At 71.6% G+C, this 21,080-nt stretch carries 20 protein-coding genes; 7 read left to right on the forward strand and 13 right to left on the reverse strand.

What is annotated here, in order from left to right:
- Positions 1-23: 23 nt before the first annotated feature.
- Complete coding sequence (locus tag HHX37_RS28920) at positions 24-461, reverse strand: Fur family transcriptional regulator (RefSeq protein ID WP_138462226.1); 438 nt, start codon at positions 459-461, stop codon at positions 24-26.
- Between the two features lie 392 nt (positions 462-853).
- Here HHX37_RS28920 and HHX37_RS28925 point away from each other — a divergent pair, with 392 nt between their 5' ends.
- Entirely contained in the window at positions 854-1,900 is a 1,047-nt protein-coding gene (locus HHX37_RS28925) for a hypothetical protein (RefSeq protein WP_182887501.1), read from the forward strand.
- A gap of 52 nt (positions 1,901-1,952) precedes the next feature.
- On the opposite strand, the gene HHX37_RS28930 is transcribed toward HHX37_RS28925, so the two are convergent.
- Positions 1,953-2,360: a winged helix-turn-helix transcriptional regulator gene (locus HHX37_RS28930; protein ID WP_117409979.1), complete on the reverse strand. Its 408-nt coding sequence runs from the start codon at positions 2,358-2,360 to the stop codon at positions 1,953-1,955.
- Positions 2,361-2,494: 134 nt separating this feature from the next.
- Between HHX37_RS28930 and HHX37_RS28935 the strand changes: the two genes are divergently transcribed.
- The 3 genes from HHX37_RS28935 to HHX37_RS28945 all read left to right on the forward strand — a co-directional run bounded on the left by HHX37_RS28935 (position 2,495) and on the right by HHX37_RS28945 (position 5,167).
- Positions 2,495-3,427, forward strand: a complete 933-nt coding sequence (locus tag HHX37_RS28935) for an NADP-dependent oxidoreductase (RefSeq protein WP_182887502.1) — start codon at positions 2,495-2,497, stop codon at positions 3,425-3,427.
- A gap of 136 nt (positions 3,428-3,563) precedes the next feature.
- A complete protein-coding gene (locus tag HHX37_RS28940; RefSeq protein WP_182887503.1) occupies positions 3,564-4,433 on the forward strand; it encodes a hypothetical protein in 870 nt (289 codons plus the stop codon).
- Between the two features lie 191 nt (positions 4,434-4,624).
- Entirely contained in the window at positions 4,625-5,167 is a 543-nt protein-coding gene (locus HHX37_RS28945) for an MOSC domain-containing protein (RefSeq protein WP_182876692.1), read from the forward strand.
- A gap of 95 nt (positions 5,168-5,262) precedes the next feature.
- On the opposite strand, the gene HHX37_RS28950 is transcribed toward HHX37_RS28945, so the two are convergent.
- The 7 genes from HHX37_RS28950 to HHX37_RS28980 form a co-directional block, all read right to left on the reverse strand.
- A complete protein-coding gene (locus HHX37_RS28950; protein WP_182887504.1) occupies positions 5,263-6,108 on the reverse strand; it encodes an LLM class flavin-dependent oxidoreductase in 846 nt (281 codons plus the stop codon).
- A gap of 235 nt (positions 6,109-6,343) precedes the next feature.
- A complete protein-coding gene (locus HHX37_RS28955; protein WP_117409984.1) occupies positions 6,344-6,694 on the reverse strand; it encodes a hypothetical protein in 351 nt (116 codons plus the stop codon).
- 24 nt (positions 6,695-6,718) lie between these two features.
- Positions 6,719-7,396, reverse strand: coding sequence for a uracil-DNA glycosylase (locus HHX37_RS28960; RefSeq protein ID WP_117409985.1), 678 nt, complete (start codon positions 7,394-7,396; stop codon positions 6,719-6,721).
- Positions 7,397-7,584: 188 nt separating this feature from the next.
- Positions 7,585-8,484, reverse strand: a complete 900-nt coding sequence (locus HHX37_RS28965; RefSeq protein WP_117409986.1) for a carbohydrate ABC transporter permease — start codon at positions 8,482-8,484, stop codon at positions 7,585-7,587.
- Positions 8,481-9,731, reverse strand: a complete 1,251-nt coding sequence (locus tag HHX37_RS28970; RefSeq protein ID WP_182887598.1) for an ABC transporter permease subunit — start codon at positions 9,729-9,731, stop codon at positions 8,481-8,483. The genes HHX37_RS28965 and HHX37_RS28970 overlap by 4 nt, the downstream gene beginning before the upstream one ends.
- Positions 9,732-10,032: 301 nt before the next feature.
- Positions 10,033-11,373: an ABC transporter substrate-binding protein gene (locus HHX37_RS28975; RefSeq protein WP_182887505.1), complete on the reverse strand. Its 1,341-nt coding sequence runs from the start codon at positions 11,371-11,373 to the stop codon at positions 10,033-10,035.
- Positions 11,374-11,375: 2 nt separating this feature from the next.
- The gene (locus HHX37_RS28980; RefSeq protein WP_117410236.1) at positions 11,376-12,638 is read right to left on the reverse strand and encodes an ABC transporter substrate-binding protein; all 1,263 of its coding nucleotides are present in this window, start codon (positions 12,636-12,638) and stop codon (positions 11,376-11,378) included.
- 132 nt (positions 12,639-12,770) lie between these two features.
- On the opposite strand from HHX37_RS28980, the gene HHX37_RS28985 reads away from it, so the two are divergent.
- The 3 genes from HHX37_RS28985 to HHX37_RS28995 all read left to right on the forward strand — a co-directional run bounded on the left by HHX37_RS28985 (position 12,771) and on the right by HHX37_RS28995 (position 16,269).
- The gene (locus tag HHX37_RS28985) at positions 12,771-13,286 is read left to right on the forward strand and encodes a PadR family transcriptional regulator (RefSeq protein ID WP_138462220.1); all 516 of its coding nucleotides are present in this window, start codon (positions 12,771-12,773) and stop codon (positions 13,284-13,286) included.
- 84 nt (positions 13,287-13,370) lie between these two features.
- Entirely contained in the window at positions 13,371-14,117 is a 747-nt protein-coding gene (locus tag HHX37_RS28990; protein ID WP_117410234.1) for an ABC transporter ATP-binding protein, read from the forward strand.
- 52 nt (positions 14,118-14,169) lie between these two features.
- Positions 14,170-16,269, forward strand: a complete 2,100-nt coding sequence (locus HHX37_RS28995; protein WP_259406854.1) for an FtsX-like permease family protein — start codon at positions 14,170-14,172, stop codon at positions 16,267-16,269.
- A 176-nt stretch (positions 16,270-16,445) separates the two neighbouring features.
- On the opposite strand, the gene treS is transcribed toward HHX37_RS28995, so the two are convergent.
- From treS to HHX37_RS29015, 4 genes are all read right to left on the reverse strand, one after another.
- On the reverse strand, positions 16,446-18,188 hold the full coding sequence (treS, locus tag HHX37_RS29000) for a maltose alpha-D-glucosyltransferase (protein ID WP_117408989.1): 1,743 nt from the start codon (positions 18,186-18,188) through the stop codon (positions 16,446-16,448).
- A 234-nt stretch (positions 18,189-18,422) separates the two neighbouring features.
- Positions 18,423-20,123 carry an asparagine synthetase B family protein gene (locus HHX37_RS29005; RefSeq protein WP_182887506.1) on the reverse strand — a complete coding sequence of 567 codons (1,701 nt, stop codon included), beginning with the start codon at positions 20,121-20,123 and terminating at the stop codon, positions 18,423-18,425.
- Positions 20,124-20,310: 187 nt separating this feature from the next.
- Entirely contained in the window at positions 20,311-20,610 is a 300-nt protein-coding gene (locus HHX37_RS29010; RefSeq protein ID WP_182887507.1) for a helix-turn-helix domain-containing protein, read from the reverse strand.
- A 5-nt stretch (positions 20,611-20,615) separates the two neighbouring features.
- Positions 20,616-20,960, reverse strand: coding sequence for a type II toxin-antitoxin system RelE/ParE family toxin (locus HHX37_RS29015; RefSeq protein ID WP_182887508.1), 345 nt, complete (start codon positions 20,958-20,960; stop codon positions 20,616-20,618).
- Positions 20,961-21,080: the final 120 nt, after the last annotated feature.

Genomic DNA, 21,080 nt, shown 5'->3' on the forward strand with positions numbered 1-21,080 from the left:
TCTGAATCAGCGGATCATGGGGCTCAGGAGCTGCGTGCGCTGGAACAGCCGGGGCACAGGCCCCAGTAGATGACCTCGGCCTCGTCGATGGCGAAGCCGTGGTCGTCGGAAGAGGTCAGGCAGGGGGCCTCGCCGACCGCGCAGTCGACGTCCGCGACGACACCGCAGGACCGGCACACGAGGTGGTGATGGTTGTCCCCGACGCGCCCCTCGAATCTGGCCGGGCTGCCGGCCGGTTCGATGCGACGGATGAGGCCCGCCGAGGTGAGCGCGTGGAGGGCCTCGTAGACGGCCTGGAGAGAGATGTGGCCGACGCGGTCGCGGACTCCTGACGCGATCGTCTCGACGTCGAGATGGTCACCGTGCCGGACCGTCTCCAGCAGTGCGACGCGCGCGGCCGTCACCCGCAGGCCGGCACCGCGCAGCTCCTCGGCGGCGGTCGGAGTCCTGGGTGCGGTCATGACGCCAACCTATCTCCCTAAACATGAACAGTTCAAGTCATCGAATCGTCCAAGTTTGTGACATTAAGGGTAATGTTTGCCCCAAGAGGCGCGGCGTCGAGCCATACGTGCTGCTCAGGGACCTCTGTGCCGAGTAGCGGACGTCCCTGTGGCGGGTCACGCCGCTGATCTATGGACCAATCCAGCCATACGGGCCGCCACGATCGGCTCGATGGATCGGTTATCCACAGAGCGGCGTTCGGGTGCGACGCGTGCCGCGGAAATGGCGCAGGCTGTGCACGCGGCGATCGGAGGAGCGGCCGGCGCGGCGTGCGGCCGTTCCTCCGGCACTTCCCGCGGCAGATCGCGGCCGTTCAGCGGTCCGCGTACGCAGCACCCTTCGAGGAGGAGCCATGCGTCTCACCTATCCCGTACCCGCGCAGACCTCGTCGGTCTTCGTCGTGGTCACCGACCGTACGCCGGCCGACCTGTCGTCGGTCGTGCCCTGGCGGATGGGCCCGGCCCATCGGCGGAGCGCGAGGGAGGCGCTCGGAACCGCCCGGCTGGAGCTGGCGGAGTTCCGTTCGGCACGGTCTCCCTGGCGGCGGATGGACCTGGGCCGCGACGATCTGAAACGGGTACGGCGTGCTCGTCACCACGTGGTGGTGACGAGCACGGCCCCCGTCGGGGAACAACCCGAGGCCGCGCAGGTCGCCCGGGCGGCCGCGCGCGGAATCGCGGAGGCCTGCCACGGCACGCTGTACGACCCGCTCGTCGGCGGGGCGGTCTACCACTGCGCCGAGTGCCCGGGGGAGCGCGAGGACTTCGATCTCGGTGACGACTGGCTGGGCTGGAGGTTGTCGTGCGCGGAATCCGCGGCCGGATGCGCGCTCGACGCCGGTGGCGCTGCCGATCCCGGCGACGGCACGGATCAGGGCACGGGTGAGGGCACGGGCGACGGCGTCTGTCCGGGTGCCGATGGTGACGCGGGCGCGGGCGGATGCGCCTGTCTCGTCGCCGTGTCGCGAGGGCTGCGACGCTTCGGGCTTCCGGAGATCACGCTGACCGGGCTCGCCTGCGTGCACAGCCTCTGCGCGGTCACCGCGCTGCGGACCGCCGCCGAAGCGCTGCTGGAGGGTCACCTCACCTGGCTCTCGACGAGTCCTGCGGCGCCCTTCCGGAGCATCGATCAGCGCCTGCGCGTGGCCGGGGCCGAATACGCGGTCGTCTCGGCCGGGTGGGACGAGGCAGGCGGGCGGCGGCAACCGCCAGTGGTGGCCGGGGCCGAGTCCGACGCCTCGCTCGGCGGGCCGGGCCACGGCGGCCTTCTGCGTGTGCGGCTCGCCTCGGAGGCCGCGGCCTGTTCCTGCCTCAGGCCCGGCCGGTCGGGCGGTCAGGACAGCGGTCGGGACAAGGGGAACCGCCATCCGCACCACACGCCCGGCCTGCTGGTGGCCTGACATGTGGAGCGCGCCGGGCCGGCCGGGGCATGCGACCACCGCGTGGGCGCGGTCAGCCGGGCCGGACCGGTTGCGGTTCCTCCGCGGCCCGGCTGTCGAAGGCCGCCCGCGCGGCCTCGATCTCGCCGACGTGCGTCTCCGACCACACCCGGATGCCCTCCATCAGCACGACCAGGCTGTGCCCGAGGTCGCTCAGTTCGTACTCCACCCGGGGAGGAATCGTGGGATACATGGTCCGGACGACCATCCCGTCGCGCTCCATGGCGCGCAGCGTCTGGGTGAGGCTCTTCTGGGTGATCCCGTCGAGCCTGCGCCGCAGCGCCCCGAATCTGACCGGGCCGTCGCGCAGGGCGTCCACGAGCAGGCAGGTCCACTTGTTCGCGATGCTGTCCAGGACCTTCCGGGAGGCGCAGTCGCGCAGGTACGCGTCTGCCGCGCCCCGGGGAAGCAGTCGTGACATGGTTTCCACGAGGTACCTATATACCGGAAAGGTGCCTTCTTTCCATGGGATACGGGGTCGTCCACGCTTGATCGCGATGAGGGGACCGGCCACGCAGGTCGGCCCCCGGCCGATGCGGCAGTGAGGAGAAGACGATGAGAGCAGTCACGCAGTCGGCCTTCGGGGAGCCGTCCGTCCTGCGGGTGACCGAGGTGGACCGGCCGGAGCCGGGCCCGGGGCAGGTCCTGGTCAGAGTGGAGGCGGCGGCGTACAACCCCGTCGACGCCGCGGTCCGGGCGGGAGCCTTCCCCCTGCTCGGCGACCCGCCGTTCACCGTGGGCTGGGACGTGGCGGGCGTGGTCGAGGAGGCCGGGCCGGGCGTGTCCGCCTACGCTCCGGGAGACGAGGTGCTCGGGCTGCTCGGCTTCCCCGCGGCCGGCAACGCGTACGCGGAGTACGTGCTCGCCTCGCACAACGAGATCGTCCGCAGGCCGGCCGGGCTGACGGCCCCGCAGGCGGCGGGGCTGCCGCTGGCCGGTCTCACCGCGTGGCAGGCGCTGGTCGGCATCGCCCGGATCAAGGAGGGCGACCGGGTGCTCGTCCACCGCGCCGCCGGGGGAGTGGGTCACCTCGCGGTCCAGATCGCCAAGGCGCGCGGGGCGTACGTCCTCGGCACCGCCCGGGCGGACAAGCACGAGTTCCTGCGTGGTCTGGGCGCCGACGCCTTGATCGATTACACCGCGGAGGACTTCGTGACGGCCGCCCGGCCGGTTGACGTGGTCTTCGATCTGGTGGGCGGTGAGTACGGACAGCGCTCCGCGGCCACCCTGAAGCCCGGGGGCCTGCTGGTCTCGGCAGTGGGCGGAAACCCGGGCATCACCCCGCAGGAGGCGGCCGCGCTCGGCGTCCGGCTTCAGATCGTCTCCGTGCGTCCCTCGGCGCCCGATCTGGCGGAGCTGACCGCACTCGTCGAGGGGGGCCGGCTCACGGTCCACGTGGAGCTGACCGTGCCCCTGGCCGAGGCGGCGAGGGCCCACGAGCAGGGACAGGCCGGCAGGACCACGGGAAAGATCGTGCTGGTCCCCTGACGCCTGGTGACCGGCGCGGTGCCGGGGTGGGAACATCAGGGCGGTTTTCGTACGTCTGTGAGATGTGATTCCTTTTGGTGCCATCGACGACGAGATCCGTGACGCGAGGGACCGCGCCCGCCGCCGGGATCAGCTCATGCGGCAGCGTGCGACTCTCCTGACCCAGATCGAGGAGGTCCGTGGCGTCCTGGCGGACCTGGAACGGCAGCTCGCCAAGGAGGACCGGGACGTCGCCAAGCTGGAGCAGGGCGGCTTCGCCGGCTTCCTGGCCGGTCTGACCGGGAACAAGGAGGAGCGCCTCGCCCGGGAACGGGCCGAGGCGGTGGCGGCCCGCCAGCGGGTCGGCGGCCAGCGGTCCCGCCTGGAGTGGCTCAGCGGTGACCTGCGCACCACGGACCAGTCGCTCGCGGAGCTCGGCAACCCCCACCACGAGCTGGAGGTGCTGCTCGCGCGGAAGGAACGGATGCTGGTCGAGTCGGGCGACCCGCGCGGACGGGAGCTCTCCGACGTCGCCGCGCGGCTCGCGAACGTAGCCGCGGACCTGCGCGAGCACGAGGAGGCGCGGCAGGCGGGGGCGGCCGCGGGCCAGGCGGTCGGCTACGTCCTGCGGCATCTCGGGGGCGCGCGGGGCGCCTCGACCTGGGACATGTTCAGCGGCGGCGGCTTCGCCGACATGGTCGAGCACGGGCACCTGCGTCAGGCCGACGAGGCGGCCTGGCACGCGCAGGGCGCGCTCGACCGGTTTTCGCGGGAGCTCGCCGACATCGGCGTCGCCGCCGCGCCCCAGTTGCCGAAGGTCGACACCCGCTGGTTCGCCGACGTCTTCTTCGACAACATCATCACCGACGCCATCAAGCACCAGCGGATCGCGCGTACGGGGGAGGCGGTGCGGGAGGTGGCCGAATGGGTGGGGGGAATGGTCGACGAACTGTCCGCCCGGTGCGGTCACCTGGCGCGGGAGCAGGAGTCCCTCGCCCGCCGCCGCGAGGAGCTGCTGAGCTCCTGACGCCCGCGCTCCCGATCGCTGCGCGCCCGGTCGTGGCGCGTCGTGCGAAGCCGGGACGATTGGCGCACACCGGGAAACGGGCGCGGGGCGAGGAGCGGCGGTCCGACCGGCTTCCCGGGCCCGCACACGGATGCGAGCATGCTCGGGTGAGCGAAGGAGGACATGCTCGGGTGAGCGAAGGAGGAACGGAGATGACCGGAAGTGTCACGGCGGTGAGCCGCAGCGCGACCCACACCTTCAGCAAGGCGCCTCTGGACTCGGTCAGGCTGCTGGCCGGGCTGGGCGTCGAGGGGGACGCCCACTCCGGGACCACGGTCAAGCACCGGTCGAGGGTGGCCCGCGATCCGGACCAGCCGAACCTCCGCCAGGTGCATCTCGTCCACGCCGAACTGCACGACGAGTTGCGTGACGCGGGCTTCGCCGTACGGGCGGGGGACATGGGGGAGAACGTCACGACCAGGGGCGTGGACCTGCTCGGGCTGCCCACCGGGACACGGCTGCACCTCGGCGAGTCGGCCGTCGTGGAGGTGACCGGCCTGCGCAACCCCTGCGGCCAGCTCAACGGCTTCCAGGACGGGCTGATGAAGGCCGTGCTGGACCGGGACGAGGAAGGCAACCTGGTGCGCAAGGCCGGGATCATGGGCGTCGTCGTGACGGGCGGCGAGGTCCGGCCGGGCGACCCGATCCGCGTCGAGCTGCCCGCCGGTCCCCACCACCCGCTCCAGCCGGTCTGACGCCTCCGGCTCGCCCGCCGGCCTAAGCGGGTGCGACACCCTGCGGCATCGCCGGGCCCCGCCATCACCGGCGCCGCCCGGCGGAGGCCGGCCGGTCAGAGGATGTCGGCGAAGCGGCCGACCTGGTCCGGGTCGCGCCCGTGGCAGTACAGCATGACCTCGTCGGCGCCGAGGTCCTCGAACCGCGCGATCGCCTCGCGGATCTCGGCCGGGGTGGTGCGCATGCCGGCGACCATGTGGTCGGCCGCCTCCGTGAACCGGTAGTAGACGGCCATGGCCCGGCGCGCCTCGTCGATCACGTCCTCGGGCCCGAGCGCGGCGTTGATCTGGGCGACCATGCGCGGGGCGCCGTCCCGCCCGTGCTCCCGCCACGCCGTACGGACGGTCTCGAACAGCGGGCCGGCCCAGGAGGGCGCGGCGGCGCAGAGGAAGCCGTCACCCCAGCGGCCGACCCGCCGGAGGGCGGCGGGCTTGAACCCACCGAAAAGGATCTCCGGGCCACCCGGACGGGCGGGCGCGGGGCCGATGGGACCGGCCCCCTCCCCGTACGGCTCACCGGCCCAGACGCGGCGCAGGACGGCCATCTGCGCGTCGAGACGGCGGCCCCGGGTGCGGATGTCGGTGCCCGCGGCGAGGTGGTCGTCCTCGCGGCCGCCGACGCCCAGCCCGAGGACCAGGCGCCCGCCGGTGAGGCGGTCGAGGGTCGCGGCCTGCTTGGCGAGCAGGGCGGTCTCGCGCAGCGGCGCGAGGAGCACCTCGGTCTGCAGGCGCACGCGGGAGGTGGCGCCGGCGAGGACGGCGAGGGCGACCAGCGGCTCGGGATTGTCGAAGACCAGACGGTCCAGCAGTCCGAGGGTGGTGAAGGGACCGGCGTCGGCGCGCCGGGCCCAGTCGAGCAGGGATTCGGGATCGGTGACGGGCAGGCCGAGACCCACGTTCATGAGTTGCCTCCGAAAGGGCGTGCGGACAGAACGTGCCGCCCTCTCAGGGCCTTCGCGATACGCTCCCCGTTCTGCGGCGTACTTCTGGGGAGTGCCCGGTTCAGAGTGGCCCGACCTTACGACGTACGCGGTCCGCCGGGCAACCGCATTCCCCCTGACGCCCGTCGTCGTCCTTCACCGCGCCGTGGCCGCGCCGGGAGACGGGCGCGGCCCGCGCCGTGAGCCGTACGGCTGATCAGTGGCCGGGCTCGTCGTGATCGTGATCGTGATCGTGGTCGTCTTCGTCTTCCAGCATGCCGTCCGACGGCTCGACCCCGAGCATCGCCTCCCGCGGTTCGACCTCGGTGACGTGCTCGACCAGGCCGAGCACGTGATCGGGCTCGATCAGCCACTGCAGGGCCGCCGCGCCAGTCTCGTCGGAGTTGACCAGTTCGATCTGCTCCTGCCGCTCGGCGTCGTCCAGTTCGGCCTGGGGGTCGCGGATCTCGGCGAGCGCCGCCGCCTGCAGCGCGTCCACGTCGAGGACCTCGACCACCAGGTCGACGGTGAGCCGCAGATAGCGACCGGTGTCCGTTCCATCGCTCATGGTGGTGATCCTATCGGTGGGCCGTCACGGCAGCTTCCAGTCGACCGGTGTTCCGCCCTGCTGCTCCAGAAGGGCGTTGGCCCGGCTGAACGGACGGGAGCCGAAGAACCCGCTGCGGGCCGACAGCGGGCTCGGGTGGGCCGACTCGACGCACGGCACCTGCCCGAGCAGGGGGCGCAGATTGCGGGCGTCACGGCCCCACAGGATCGCGACGAGCGGGCCGCCGCGCTCGACGAGGGCGGTGATCGCCCGCTCGGTCACCTCTTCCCAGCCCTTGCCCCGGTGCGAGGCGGGCTTGCCCGGCATCACGGTCAGCACCCTGTTGAGCAGGAGCACGCCCTGCTCGGTCCATGGGGTGAGGTCGCCGTTCGACGGCAGGGGATGACCGAGGTCGGCCGTGTACTCCTTGTAGATGTTGACCAGGCTGCCCGGCAGCGGCCGCACGTCAGGGGCCACGGAGAAGCTCAGGCCGACGGGGTGGCCGGGGGTGGGGTAGGGGTCCTGGCCGACGATCAGCACCCGGACCTCGCTCAGCGGCTGCCGGAAGGCGCGGAGCACGTTGTCCCCCGCCGGGAGGTACTGCCTGCCTTCCGCGATCTCCTGCCGGAGGAAGTCGCCCATGGCGGCGATGCGCCCGGCCACGGGTTCGAGGGCCTCGGCCCATCCGGTTTCCACGAGTTCCTGCAACGGACGTCCTGACATGTCCGCGGACTCTATCGGCTTTTCCGGCCCCGTACGGCCCGGCGGCGGAAAGATCGGATGCCCGCCTACCCCCGTGAAGCGGGCATCCGACGTTCTTCTCGTACAGCCTGCCACAGATGGGACGTTTCCCCGGTATGCCGATCTGATGCGGGGGTTCCGGAGGCCCCGGAAGGGGCCTCCGGCCGGCCTTATTTGACCGAACCCGCGAGCATGCCCTGCACGAAGTACCTCTGGAAGGCGAAGAACAGCACCAGCGGGACGAGGAGCGACAGGAACGCACCCGGCGCGAGGATGTCCACGTTCGTGCCGAACTGCCGCATCTGGGATTGCAGTGCCTTCGTCATCGGCTGGTTGTCGGTGTCGGCGAACACCAACGCGACGAGCAGGTCGTTCCACACCCACAGGAACTGGAAGATGCCGAGCGACGCGATCGCGGGCTTGGCCAGCGGGAACACCACGGTGACGAAGATCCGCCACTCCGGCGCGCCGTCCATCCGCGCCGCCTCCAGCAGTTCCCGCGGGATGCCCGCGAAGAAGTTGCGCAGCAGGAAGATGGCGAACGGCAGGCCGAAGGCCACGTGGAACAGCACCACCCCGAGGATCGAGCCGAAGATCCCCAGGAGGCCGTACAACTTCGCGATGGGGATCAGCGCGATCTGCACGGGCACGACCAGCAGGGCGATGACCACGAGGAACACCGTGTCCCTGCCGGGGAACTCGATCCAGGCGAAGGCGTACGCCGCCATGGCGGCGATGCCGATCACCAGCAGGGTCGCGGGCACCGTGATCAGCACGGTGTTCCAGAACGACGAGCCGAAGCCCGACGCGAGCAGGTTGGAGTAGTTCTCGACGGTGAGCTGGGCCGGCTTGGTGAACAGCGTCCACCAGCCCGACGAGTTGTTGTCGGTCTCGCCGCGCAGCGACACGACGAGCAGGCCCAGGGTCGGGAGCAGCCAGAACAGCGCGACCAGGATCAGGAAGACCTGGACCAGGCCGCCGCCCAGGCGGTCGGCGACGCGGGACACCACCCCGCGCCGGATCGAGGAGGCGGGGTTCGGCTCGATGGCCGGCTCGGCCAGGGTCGTCATCGCTCGTCCCTCCTGAACCGGCGGATGTTGAAGATCATGAAGGGCACCACCAGCAGGAGCAGGAAGATCGACAGCGCGCTTCCCATGCCCTGGTTGCCGCCGCCGCCGAACGAGACCCGCCACATCTCCAGCGCGATCACGTTGGCCTGCGGCTGCACCGAGCCGGGCGCGATGATGAACACCAGGTCGAATACCTTCAGCACGTTGATGATCATCGTGACGAAGACGACCAGCAGGACCGGCGCGAGCAGGGGGACGGTGATCCTGCGGAACACCTGCCATTCGGTGGCGCCGTCGATGCGGGCCGCCTCCAGGGCGTCGCGCGGGATCGCCGAAAGGCCCGCGGCGATGAGCACCATCGCGAAGCCGGCCCACACCCAGATGTACGCGCCGATGATCGCGGGAGTGATCAGCGACGGCCCCAGCCAGGTGATGCCGTTGAAGGGCGCGGTGAAGTTCGACTGCGGCAGCCGTACGTCGTAGGACCCGGCGGGCAGTCCGGCGAAGCGGAACGTGCCGTCGGCGGCCGTCTCGGTCGTCGCCTTGACCACCCCGCCGGAGACCGCCTCGACCGTCACGCCGGCCAGGCCCTTCTCCTGCGGGTCGACCTGGTTGAGCGTGCCTCCGCCGCCGCGTACGACGTCGAGCCACACGGTGCCGCTCAGGCCGTCTCCGCCGGTGGCGGCCTTGGCGGGCGCGGCGTCCTTGACCACGTCCTGGGTCAGGCCGACGAGCGGGATCAGCACCGGGGTCCCCGGCCGCGCCGGCTGCCGGGTCACCACCGCGCCGCCCTGCGCGACCGCGGGCGCCTGGTCGTTGTCCCGGGGCCGGGCGCCGGGATAGCCGGCGCTCGCGGAGAACGTGTCGTGGACGGTGGTGATGATGGCGTTGGCGACGCCCTTGTCCGGGTCCTGCTCGTAGACGAGGCGGAAGATGACGCCCGCGGCGAGCAGGGAGACGGCCATCGGCATGAACAGCACGAGCTTGAACGCCGTCGACCACCGGATGCGCTCGGTGAGCACCGCGAAGATCAGGCCGAGCGCGGTGACGATGACGGGGGCCACCACGACCCAGATGATGTTGTTCCTGATCGTGGTGAGCGTCCCGGAGTCGGTGAAGATCGAGATGTAGTTGCGCAGCCCGACGAAGGTGCCGCCGGTCGCGTCGTACAGGCTGCGCCAGATCGAGTAGATCAGCGGATAGATCATCCACGCGGCGAGCAGCAGCACCGCGGGCAGCAGGAACATCACCGCCAGCCGCGGCGACGGTCCCAGCCGCGCGGGCGGGGACGTCGCCGTGCCGGTCGTGGCGACGGCGCCGGGCGGGGCGGCGGTCGGGAAGCCCGCCGCCGCGGGGCCCGCGGGCGGCTCGTCCGGCGCGGCCTCGGCCGTCCCCAGGCGCGCGGACGGCTCCGCCGGGGCCGGGTCGGCGGAGCCCTGGACGGACTCCGCGGGGGTGTCGTGCGGTCCGGAGGAGGCCCCGGCGGCGGAGTCGTCGCCGCCGGAGGCCTGCGGGCCGTCCAACCGTTCGGTCACGGCCGTCCCCCCTCTACTTCTTGAAGGCCTTGGCGGCGTCGGCCTCGAGCTTCTCCTGCGCGCCCTTCACGTCGGAGGGGTTGCGGAGGAAGTCCTGCAGGTCCTTCCACTCGCCCTTGCCGTCGGTGCCGCCGAAGGCGCTGGGGGCGAGGTCGGACATGTCGTACCGCACCGACTCACCGGCCGAGATGATCGTCTGGGCGAGCTGCTTGGTGAGGTCGTCGGGGTAGTTGTCGGGGGAGACGTTGCGGTTGGGGGAGAGGTAACCGGGCTGCTTGGCCCAGACCTCGCCGCCCTCCTTGCTGGCCAGGAACTCGAGCAGCGCCATCGCGCCCTTGGTGTCCTTCATCGCCACACCGACGTCGCCGCCGAGGACGACGGGTGCGGTGTCGCCCGCCTTGGGGAACGGCATGATCTTGGCGTCCTCGCCGACCTTCGCGCCCGACTGCCCGACGGAGGCGGCGACGAAGTCGGCCTCGATGACCATCGCGGCCTTCTTCTGGCCGTACACCTGGGTGACGCAGGTCGGGAAGTCGGTCTGCAGCGCGCCGGACGAGCCGCCGAGCATGAACTCCTTCTTGCCGAAGATCTGCGCCATCTTCTCCAGGGCCGTCTTGACCGAGGCGTCGGTCCACGGGATCTCGTGCTTGGCCAGCTTGTCGTAGTTCTCCGGGCCGGCGGAGGAGAGGTAGACGTTCTCGAACAGGTCGGTGAGCGTCCAGCCGGAGGCCGCGCACAGGGCGAACGGCGCGACGCCCGAGTCGCTCAGCGTCTGCGCGTTCTTGATGAGGTCGTCCCAGGTGGACGCGGGCTGCGCCCCGGCGTCGTCGAAGGCGCCCTGGCGGTACCAGATGAGCGACTTGTGCGCCGCCTTGACGAGCACGCCGTAGACCTGGCCCTTGGCCGAGCCGAGATCCTTCCAGTACGGCGTGTAGTTCTGGTCGATCTGCGCCTGCACCTCGGGGCTCAGCGGCTTCAGCGCGTTCTCGTCGGCGTACTGCTGCACCAGGCCCGGCTGGGGCAGGATCGCGACGTCCGGAGGGTTGCCGCCCTCGATGCGGGGGCCGAGGTAGGCGCCGGTGTCCTCGCCGGTGGAGGCGTAGGTGACGGTGGCGCCGGTCTTCTCCTCGAACGCCTTCAGCACCTTCTCGAAGTTGGCCTGCTCGTCACCGGTCCACTTCGCGGCGATCTCGATCTTCTCTCCCGCCAGGGGCTTGTCGCCTCCGGCGGCCGAGGGGGCGCCCGAGGCCGCCGGCGCGCTGCCGGAGCCGGTGTCGCCGCCGGAGTCGCTGCCGCACGCCGCGGCGGCGGCGAGAGCGAGGCACGCGACCATGATGGGGGGAAGTTTCCGCATATCTATCCTCCGGGCTGGATGACCTCGCCGAGCCCCTGTTTCAGGTCGGCGACGGTCTCGTCTACGGGTTTGGCGAGTGCGAGAGCGCCGGACACGGCGCTGGAGATGACCAGGCTGACCTGGTTGTAACCGGCGGTGACCGGCCTGGGCCGCGCCGAGAGGATGGCCTCCTTGAGCACGGGCAGGTAGGGGAACCGCCTGATGAGCTCCGGGTCGTCGTACAGGTCCGCCCAGACCGGGGGGAACGACCCCTCGGTGAGGACGAGCCGTTCGTTGTCCCGGCCGGTGAAGTAGCGGATGAAGTCGAGGGCCGACTTCTGCCGCTTGGAGAACGCGCTGACGGCGAGGTTGTAGCCGCCGAGCGAGCTGGACCCGGGCCCGTTCAGGCCGGGCAGGCGGGTGACCGCGAACTTCCCGGCGAGCGGGGAGTGGGTGGCCGGTCCGTACGCGTGGGGCCAGTTGCGGGCGAACAGCAGCCGCCCCTCCTGGAAGGCGAGCCGCGACTCCTCCTCCTTGTACGTCAGCGCCTCGCGGGGGATCCACCCCTCCTTGACGCCGCCGACCAGGAAGCCGAGCGCGGCCCGCGCGCTGCCGAGGTCCATCGTGACCGTGCGGGCGTCCGGGCTGAGGATGGACCCGCCCGCCGACTGGACGGCCTCGGCGAAGTTGACGGTCAGCCCCTCGTACGGCAGGAACTGCCCGGCGTACCCCCCGATGTGATACTTCGCGCCCAGGCGCCTGGCCTGGTCGCGCAGCTCCGCCCAGGTCCTGGGCGGCTTGAGGTGCTCCTTCTTCAGGATGTCGGACCGGTAGTAGAGCAACCCGGCGTTGCTCGTGTACGGCGCCGCCCACAGCCGGTCGCGGTGGATCGCGGTGTCCGCGACCCCTCCGAGCAGTTTGTCGAGGGGGAACAGGCTGCGGTCGAGGGGCACGATCCACCCGGCGTCGGCGAACTCGGCGGTCCACATCACGTCGAGCGCGAGCACGTCGTACACGTCGTTGCGGGCCTGCAGGTTCGCCACCATCTGGGCGCGCTGCTCGTCGGACGCCTCGGGCAGTTCGAGCAGCGTGACCCGCTCGTCCGGGTGGCCCTGGTTCCACCGGTCCAGCAGCGGGCGGAGGTAGGCGGTGGTGTCGCGGCCGATCGCGAGGGTGATCGGCCCGGTGCCGCCGGTGCCGGTCGTGGGGCCGGCTCCGGTGTCCGTGAGCCCCGCGCATCCGGCCACCAGGAAGGCGGCCAGGACGGCGACGGCTCGGCGAACCATATGGCCTCCGCGTGAAAAAACGGTTACATACGTGTTAGGTAGGTGCATGCATGTTATGCATAGCGATAATGTGACCGTCAACGGATGGGCGGGTAACGCTCCGGTAACTGCTGACGGTCTGGGGGTGGGCGCGTGCGGCAGGCGCTGCTGGCGCTCCTGGCGAAGGAACCTGCCCATGGGTACGAGCTCAAACAGGCACTTGAGACGATTTTCGGCATCGCCTATCCCTCGCCCAACATCGGCCAGATCTACGTGACGCTGGGCCGGCTGGAGAAGGACGGGTACGTCCGCGCGGTCGACGTGGAGCAGGCCAACCGGCCGAACAAGAAGGTCTACTACATCACCGCGGCCGGGCGGGAGGCGCTGGAGACCTGGGTGGACGAGCCCACCGAGGGCCCCCGGGTACGCGACGAGTTCTTCATGAAGCTCGTGCTCGCCCCGCTGACGGGACTGGCCGACCGCATGGCCCTGGTGAACCGGCAGCGCCGGCACTACCTTTCGCTCATGCGAGACCTGGGCGAGCTGGCCGAACTGGCCGAGCGGACCGATCCGGCCAACCGCGCGGCCCTCCTGCTCATCGAGGGCGCCATGCTCCACCTGCAGGCCGACCTCGACTGGCTGGAGCGCTGCCAGGAGGAGCTGCAGTGATCCCGCGGCCGGGCGCGCCCAATCACGATCCGGTGCGGCGCGACGCGGGCGAGGCGGCGGCGCGACGCGGTTAGGGTGGGCGGTATGTCGGACACACCCGTCGTCCGGGTGGTCAACCTGGTCAAGATTTACCAGACCGGCGGGCTGCCCGTGCCGGCCGTACGCGGGGTCGACCTGACGGTGGAGGCGGGGGAGTTCGTCGCGGTCACCGGGCCGTCCGGATCGGGCAAGTCCACCCTGATCCACATGATCGGCGGCCTGGACACGCGGACCAGCGGCGAGATCTGGCTGGACGGCAGGCGGGCGGACACGCTGTCGGAGAGCGGCTGGGCGGTGCTGCGCCGGGAGCAGATCGGGTTCGTCTTCCAGTTCTTCAACCTCGTCGGCAACATGACCGTGGCCGACAACGTCGAGCTTCCCGCGCTGCTCGGCGGCGCCTCGCCCCGGCACGCCCGCGAGCGGCGCGAGTACCTCCTCGGCGAGCTGGGCCTGGCCGACCGGGCGGACGCCGCGCCCGCGCAGCTCAGCGGGGGCGAGCAGCAGCGGGTGGCGCTGGCCCGCGCGCTCGCCAACCAGCCCCGGCTGCTGCTCGCGGACGAGCCCACGGGCAACCTCGACAGCCGCAACACCCGCGACGTGCTGCGCCTGCTCGGGCGCGTGCACCGCCAGGGGCAGACGATCGTGCTGGTCACCCATGACGCGCGCGTCGCGAGCATGGCCGACCGCGTCGTCAGCCTGCTCGACGGCCAGATCGTCGACGACGGCGCCATCCCCCGCGTGCGCCGGCGGCCGCCCGGCGGGGCCGGGGACGTCGTCGAACTCCGGAGCTGAACCGGATGCGCTCCGAGCAGCCACGAGACGACCGCGAAGGGGTGACCTGACCGTGCCGAGGAGCGCGGAGCTGCGCTGGATCCGGGCGGACCTGCGGGCCCGCCGCGGCCAGGCGGCGCTCACGGTGCTCGCGGTCGCGGGCATCGTCACCGCCCTGATCGTCGCGGCCACGCTGCTGGAGGGCGGCACCAACCCCTGGCGGGGCCTGTTCGAGCGCGGCCACGGCGCGCACATCTGGATCCACAGCAAGGACGTCCCCGACGTGTCCGCCCTGCGCGAGCTGCCCGGCGTGACCGACGTGGCCGGGCCGTACCGCAGCGCGCCCGCCACGCTCGCCACCGGCGGGCGGCGGGTGCCGATCACCCTGCGGGAGACCCCGGCCGCCTTCACCTCCGTGGCGCGCCCGCTGCCGCGCGAGGGCCGCTGGCTCGACGCGCGCAGCCCGGACGGCGTGGTCGTCGAGCGGTCGTTCGCCCGCGCCCTCGGCCTGCGGCCCGGCAGCCCGTTCACCGTCACCGGCCTGAACGGCGCGACCCACCGGCTGACCGTCGCCGGGCTGGCCGAGAGCGGCGACCAGGGCTTCTACCCCGAGTGGACCCCCGGCCTGGCCTGGACGCTCGGCCAGACCCTCGACGTCGTGGAGCCCGCGCCCGGCCGTACGGAGGCCGTGACCGGGCTGCGGCTGGCCGATCCCGCCGACACCGACCTCGTCGTCCAGCGGGCGGTCTTCACGCTGCGCAACCAGGTGCAGCGGGTGACGACCTGGCGCGAGGTGCGCGCCTCCATGGAGCTGGACGACCGGCTGCTCGGCCTGCTGCTCGCGCTGTTCGGCGCCGCCGGCCTGGTCGCCGCCGCGCTCGCGCTTGCCAACGCCGCCGGCGGCCGGGTGCTGACCCAGTCACGCGACATCGCCACGCTCAAGTCGCTCGGGTTCACCCGGGGCCAGGTCGTCCGGATGCTCCTCGCCGAGCACGGCACGCTGGGGCTGCTCGGCATCGCCCTCGGCGTGCTCGCAGCCCGGCTGGTCACGGCGTACGCGATGGGGGAGACGGTCGCGGTGCCGCTGTCGGCCGGGCCCCTCGCGGCGATCGTCGCGGGGACGGCGCTGGCGGTGCTGGTGGCGGTCCTGGTCCCGGCCTGGCGAGGCGGGCGCGTCCCGCCGCTCCCGGCCGCCCCCGCCGCGCCGCCGCGCGGGCGCCTGTCCCGGCTGGCCAGGGTCGCCCTGCTCGTACGGCTGCCGCCCGCGCTCGTCCTCGGCGCCAGGGACGCCTTCACCCGCAGGACGCCCGCCGCGCTCACAGCCTGCGGGGTGGCCCTGCCGATGATGCTGATCACCATCGGGCTCGGCTGCTGGGCGACGCTGGACGACTTCGGCCGCCACCCGGAGAGGGTGGGACAGGCCGCGGCGCTGAGCATCCGGCCGGGCGACATGACCGCGGAGGAGGCCCGGCAGCGGGTGATGGCCGACCCGGACGTGGTCGCGGCGTATCCGGGGGCAGAACTCGACGCGCTCGTGCCCTGGCAGACGAGGACCGTGCGGACCCGGGCCCTCGGCCTCTCCTCCGACCCGTACCCCTTCCCGGTCGTGGAGGGCCGCATGTTCGCCGACCGGGGCGAGGCGGTGGCCGGGCAGGGACTGCTCGACCTGCTCGGTGTGCGGGTCGGCGACCGGGTCCGGATGACGATCGGCGGCACGCCGCTGATCGTGCGGATCGTGGGCCGGGTGATCGAGCCCGAGCAGGACGGCGAGGTGCTGTCGTTCGGGCTGGACAGCCTGGCGGCGAAGGACGCGCTGCCGCCCGGGTTCTACGCCCTGGTGCTGCGGCCGGGCGCCGACGCGGCGCAGGTGCGCGCACGCCTGCAGGAGCAGGGGCTGGAGGTCTCCCGGGCGGTGAACCCGGCCGAGCGGCTGGCGGTCGTCCGGGTGATCATCGTCGCGCTGGTCGTCGTGCTGGCCCTGATCGGGCTGGCCAACCTGCTCACGGCCAGCGCCCTCGGCCTGCGCGACCACCTTCTCGACCTGGCGGTGCTCAAGGCCATGGGCCTCACCCCCCGCCAGGTCACGGCCACCCTGGTCACCGCCGCCGGTTTGCCGGCCGCGGTGGGGGTCGTGGCCGGGGCCGCGGCGGGGCGTTCTGGTCGCGGGCGCTGATCGACCTGGAGGGCCGGGGCAGCGGCGTCGGGGCGGGCATCGGCCGCGCGCCGACGCCCGGGATGCTCGCCGCCGCCCTCCTGATCGCGATCGGCGCCGCGTCGCTGGTGGCCCTGATCCCCGCCCGCCGGGCGGCGCGGGCCCAGGTGCCCGTCACCGCCCGCTGAGCGTACGGCTCAGGCGTCCGGGGCGTGGTCGCCCGGGGCCCGGCGCAGCGACAGCCAGTAGAAGCCGTACCCCGGCAGCGTGAGCAGGTAGGGCAGGTCGCCGATCGTGGGGAAGGCGACCCCGCCGCGGCACTCCACCGGGGTGACCCCCGCGAAACGCCGCATGTCGAGCTCGACCGGCTGGGCGAAGCGCGACAGGTTGTTGACGCACAGGACCACGTCGTCGCCCTCCTCCCGCAGGAAGGCGAGCACGCTCGGGTTCGGCGACCACAGCTCGGTGTAGGCGCCGGTGCCGAAGATCGGGTGCTCGCGCCGGATCTGCAGCATCCGCCGGGTGAAGTGGAGGAGCGACGACTCGCTCTTGATCTGGGCCTCCACGTTGACCGCCTGGTAGCCGTACACCGGGTCCATGACCACGGGCAGGTACAGCCGTCCGGGGTCGGCCTCGGAGAACCCGGCGTTACGGTCGGGGGTCCACTGCATCGGCGTGCGGACCGCGTCGCGGTCCTCCAGCCAGATGTTGTCGCCCATGCCGATCTCGTCGCCGTAGTACATGACCGGCGAGCCCGGCATGCTGAGCAGCAGCGCGGTGAACAGCTCGATCTGGTCCCTGTCGTTGTCCAGCAGGGGGGCCAGACGCCGCCGGATGCCCAGGTACGCGCGCATGCGCGGATCCTTGGCGTACTCGGCGTGCATGTAGTCGCGCTCCTCCTCCGTCACGGTTTCGAGCGTCAGCTCGTCGTGGTTGCGGAGGAAGATGCCCCACTGGGCGCTCTCCGGAAGCTTGGGGGTCCGCGACATGATCTCGGAGATCGGCTCGCGGCTCTGCCGGCGCACGGCCATGAAGATCCGCGGCATCAGCGGGAAGTGGAAGGCCATGTGGCACTCGTCGCCGCCCCGGGTGGGGTCGCCGAAGTACTCGACCACGTCCTCCGGCCAGCCGTTGGCCTCGGCCAGCAGCACCCGGTCGGGGTAGATCCGGTCCACCTCGGCGCGGATGCTCCTGAGGTAGGCGTGCGTCTCGGGCAGCCCGGCGCAGGAGGTGCCCTCGCGCTCGAACAGGTACGGCACCGCGTCCAGCCGGAACCCGTCGACGCCGAGGTCGAGCCAGAAGCGGATGACCTCCATCATCGCCGCCTGGACGTCCGGGTTGTCGTAGTTCAGGTCAGGCTGGTGGTGGAAGAACCGGTGCCAGTAGTACTGCTTGCGCACGGGGTCGTACGTCCAGTTCGACTCCTCGGTGCCCACGAAGACGATGGGGACGCCGGAGTACTTCGTGGGGTCGTCCGACCACACGTAGAAGTCGCCGTACGGGCCGTCGGGGTCGGTGCGGGACGCCTGAAACCACGGGTGCTGGTCGCTGGTGTGGTTCATGACGAGGTCGGTGATGACCCGCAGGCCCCGCTCGTGGGCCGCCTCGATCAGCTTCACGAAGTCGCCGAGGTCGCCGAACTCCGGAAGGATCTTGAGGTAGTCGGCGATGTCGTATCCGCCGTCCCTGAGCGGGGACTGGTAGAGCGGCAGCAGCCAGAGGCAGTCGACGCCCAGCCAGGAGAGGTAGTCGAGCTTCTCGGTCAGCCCGCGCAGGTCGCCGGTGCCGTCGCCGTTGGAGTCCTTGAAGCCGCGTACGAGTACCTCGTAGAAGACCGCGCGCTTGTACCAGCGGGGGTCCTGCGAGGCGAAGTCGGTGATCTCCGGGAGATCGCCGGACGACCCGGGAACCGGGTCAGGGCAGGGCGCAGCAGCGTTCATTCGGTTCTCGCTTGAGGAAAGAAGGGGCGCGTGGTCAGGTCACACCCGAGCTTTGAAGCTCACGCCGTGTTGTTTGGCTCTATTTGGCCAAAAGTACCATCGGTATAGGCCTGACTGGAAAGCCTGACACCCCCCTAACATGCGGTTTTTACCTGCTTACAGGTGATCACGTACGGCGATCACAACCCGCGTATCCGAACTGTGCGGGGCCGTAACCCCTATAGGGGTGAGCTTCTACGACGGGGTGGGTACGGCGGCCGCGGGGCGGAGGCTCCAGGGCGGGGTGAGGTCGCCGAGCAGGTCTTCGTAGTCGGTGAGCCACGCCCCGAACGCCACCAGCGCCCGCAGCCAGAACCGCGAGTTCCACGAGCCGAAGGCGGTCAGCGCGTCCGGTCCGGCGGCGACCGCCTCCAGCATCTGGGGCGACATCAGGCCCGGGATTTCCGTGGCTTTGACCAGCATTCTGTGGTTCCACTCGCGGGCGGCCGGACCGTTCGAGCGCAGCGGCACCCGGCGGTTGGGCAGCAGCGGTGTGTTCGTGGACGGCAGCGCGGCCACCCGGGGGTTGGCGGCCCGCAGGACCTCCCGGTAGAACTTCCCGCCCTCCTTCGCCGCGACCGGCACCGACAGCGCCGCGTCGAAGAACTCCGGGTGCAGGAACGGGAAGACCGGGGTGGCCTCGGGGCCGACGAGGTTGACCGGGGAGCGGGCGATGCCCCGCACGGTCCGGGTGTGGAGCACGCTCAGCGGCAGCTCGGCCCGGTGGCCGTGCAGCATCGAGGTCGCCCGCGTGAAGGCCGCGCCCACCCGGTCGTCCATCCACGCGGCGGCCTGCTCGCCCAGCACGGGGATGTGGGCGTCGCCGGTCGCCAGCGCCTTCAGCAGCGCCGCGCGGCGGGACGCGCCCGTCCCCGCGCCGACGGCGTCCGCCGTGATCAGGAAGTTCTTCATCAGCGGGCCGCCCGCGAGGCCGTCCACCAGCGCCCGGCCCGCCGCGTGCACCTCCCTGGCGAAGGGGGAGTACCAGGCGTGGTGGCTGGTGAGGTACTCCAGGCGGCGGGCCGCCCACAGCGCCTCGTCGGGGTACCTCTCCGGGTACTGCGGGACGATTCGATGGGGGATGCCGAGCTCACGGGTGATGTAGCGGGCGAAGTCGATGTCGTGGTCGAGGCCGTCGTCGGGGCTGGTGGTCCACGACTCGACGTCCATCTTCCGCGCCATCGCGACGCTGGCCAGCAGCCGCGAGTCGTACCCGCCGCTCACCGGCACCAGCACCCGCTCGTACGGCGCGAGCGCGTCGTGCAGCAACGTGACCAGGTCGCCGGCCGTCACGCCGCGGTCGACCGGCTCCTCCCGCACCCAGCGCGGCGTGCGCCGGTCGACGCGCAGCGTGCGCTCCCGCCGCGACCAGGTCAGCGCGGTCGCGCCCGGCAGGCGCCGGATCTGGCGGTACGGCGTGTCCTCCAGCAGCGGGTAGGTCAGCCGCAGGATCGCCGCCCACGCGTCCCAGTTCACCTCGTACGGCCGCCGGGCCAGCGCGAGGAGCGGCTCGATGAGCGAGGAGAAGTAGACCGCGTCCCCGTCGGAGAGGTAGTAGACGTCGATCAGGCCCAGCCCGCCGGTGTGCAGGACCACCGTCTCCGGGCCGTCCACCAGCCCCGGAGCCTCGTACGTCTCCGCGACCCGCAGCCACGCGTTCGCGCCCGGCGCGGCCTCCGGCCGCCGGCCCTCCCAGGCGTACGCCGTCGCCTCGGGACCCGACGCGTACGGCGCCAGGGGGGCGGAGGCGAGCAGCGCGGCCTCCGGCGCGGTGTGCGCGGCCTGGACGGCGGGCCCCGAGCGCGCCAGCAGGTCGAGCCTGGCCTGCTCGTAGGGGCCGACGGCCCCGCAGACGTACGGCCTGGCCTGGAATCGCGGCCACTCACCCTTGCGCACGGTTTGCCCTCCCTTGAACCGCAGCCGAGTCTACGGACCTCCCGGCCGCCGAAGGCACGAATGCCCAGGGATCACCGATCGGCGGTCGGGGCAGCCATAGGGCGCTGACCGGCCCGGCGCGCATACGTGGGCGGAACAGGAGGGCCTGTGTTCCGGCGCAGAGGCGACGCGGCCCTGGTGGTGCCGGTCAACTTGCCTTTCGAAAAGGCTGGAACTGCACGCTGAGCCGTACCTCGAGTGCCTCGGCGAGGCGTTCCAGCATGGGAATGGTCGGCATGGTGCCACCGGCCTCGAAGCGGGCGACCGCGGGTTGTTTGAGGCCTGCCCGATCTGCCAGCTCCGTCTGTGTCAGGCCGAGTTCCTCGCGACGTCGCCGCACCGCGTCGCCGAGTTCGAAGCGGAGGCGAGCCGCCTCGTAGGCGGCTCCGGCACCGGGGCGATCCATAATCTCGGCGCGCTTGTCCGACCATGCCGTGCGCTCACCCATATCGATCACTCCTCGTCTGCTGTGTGAGCTTCCGCGATACAACGCCGCATGGCGCGCACAGCTCGCTCGATCTCGGCGGTCTCTCGCATCCGCTGCTTACGGAAGACCGTGAGCAAAATGATGCGCCTTCCCGGAGCGATCCAATAGGTGACGCGAACCGCGTCTCGGGAGAGGTGGAATCGGAGTTCTCTGAGCTTGCCGCACAGCTGCCGGGTGTACGGCTCGTCGAGAAGCACGCCCCGCTCGGCCAGCAGATCGACATAGAAGACGGCGGTCTCCTGGTCGTCCTGGCTGAGCGAGTCGAACCACTCGTCGACCTCGAGCTCCAGTTCCACCTCTCCCCACTTCATAACATGAACGTTATAAGTGATGCAAGTGTCGTGTCTCTCGGCTGGTGAAGCGGCTCAAGATTCTTCTTTGTTGGCGCGTGGTGCCGGCGAGTGTGGGTTCGCTGGCGGAGTGGTCGCGGG

It is taken from the genome of Microbispora sp. H10885 (assembly GCF_014161415.1).
In the GTDB taxonomy this organism is placed as follows: domain Bacteria; phylum Actinomycetota; class Actinomycetes; order Streptosporangiales; family Streptosporangiaceae; genus Microbispora; species Microbispora triticiradicis.

Coding starts and splice junctions, on each gene's coding strand:
- HHX37_RS28960 (WP_117409985.1), bottom strand. CDS start 7,396: ATGTCAGGACGTCCGTTGCAGGAACTCGTGGAAACCGGATGGGCCGAG.
- HHX37_RS28925 (WP_182887501.1), top strand. CDS start 854: ATGCGTCTCACCTATCCCGTACCCGCGCAGACCTCGTCGGTCTTCGTC.
- HHX37_RS28940 (WP_182887503.1), top strand. CDS start 3,564: ATGCGGCAGCGTGCGACTCTCCTGACCCAGATCGAGGAGGTCCGTGGC.
- HHX37_RS29010 (WP_182887507.1), bottom strand. CDS start 20,610: ATGGGTGAGCGCACGGCATGGTCGGACAAGCGCGCCGAGATTATGGAT.
- HHX37_RS28965 (WP_117409986.1), bottom strand. CDS start 8,484: ATGACGACCCTGGCCGAGCCGGCCATCGAGCCGAACCCCGCCTCCTCG.
- HHX37_RS29015 (WP_182887508.1), bottom strand. CDS start 20,960: ATGAAGTGGGGAGAGGTGGAACTGGAGCTCGAGGTCGACGAGTGGTTC.
- HHX37_RS28955 (WP_117409984.1), bottom strand. CDS start 6,694: ATGAGCGATGGAACGGACACCGGTCGCTATCTGCGGCTCACCGTCGAC.
- HHX37_RS28930 (WP_117409979.1), bottom strand. CDS start 2,360: ATGTCACGACTGCTTCCCCGGGGCGCGGCAGACGCGTACCTGCGCGAC.
- HHX37_RS28945 (WP_182876692.1), top strand. CDS start 4,625: ATGACCGGAAGTGTCACGGCGGTGAGCCGCAGCGCGACCCACACCTTC.
- HHX37_RS28970 (WP_182887598.1), bottom strand. CDS start 9,731: ATGTTCCTGCTGCCCGCGGTGCTGCTGCTCGCCGCGTGGATGATCTAT.
- HHX37_RS28990 (WP_117410234.1), top strand. CDS start 13,371: ATGTCGGACACACCCGTCGTCCGGGTGGTCAACCTGGTCAAGATTTAC.
- HHX37_RS28980 (WP_117410236.1), bottom strand. CDS start 12,638: ATGGTTCGCCGAGCCGTCGCCGTCCTGGCCGCCTTCCTGGTGGCCGGA.
- HHX37_RS28920 (WP_138462226.1), bottom strand. CDS start 461: ATGACCGCACCCAGGACTCCGACCGCCGCCGAGGAGCTGCGCGGTGCC.
- HHX37_RS28950 (WP_182887504.1), bottom strand. CDS start 6,108: ATGAACGTGGGTCTCGGCCTGCCCGTCACCGATCCCGAATCCCTGCTC.
- HHX37_RS28975 (WP_182887505.1), bottom strand. CDS start 11,373: ATGCGGAAACTTCCCCCCATCATGGTCGCGTGCCTCGCTCTCGCCGCC.
- HHX37_RS28935 (WP_182887502.1), top strand. CDS start 2,495: ATGAGAGCAGTCACGCAGTCGGCCTTCGGGGAGCCGTCCGTCCTGCGG.
- treS (WP_117408989.1), bottom strand. CDS start 18,188: ATGAACGCTGCTGCGCCCTGCCCTGACCCGGTTCCCGGGTCGTCCGGC.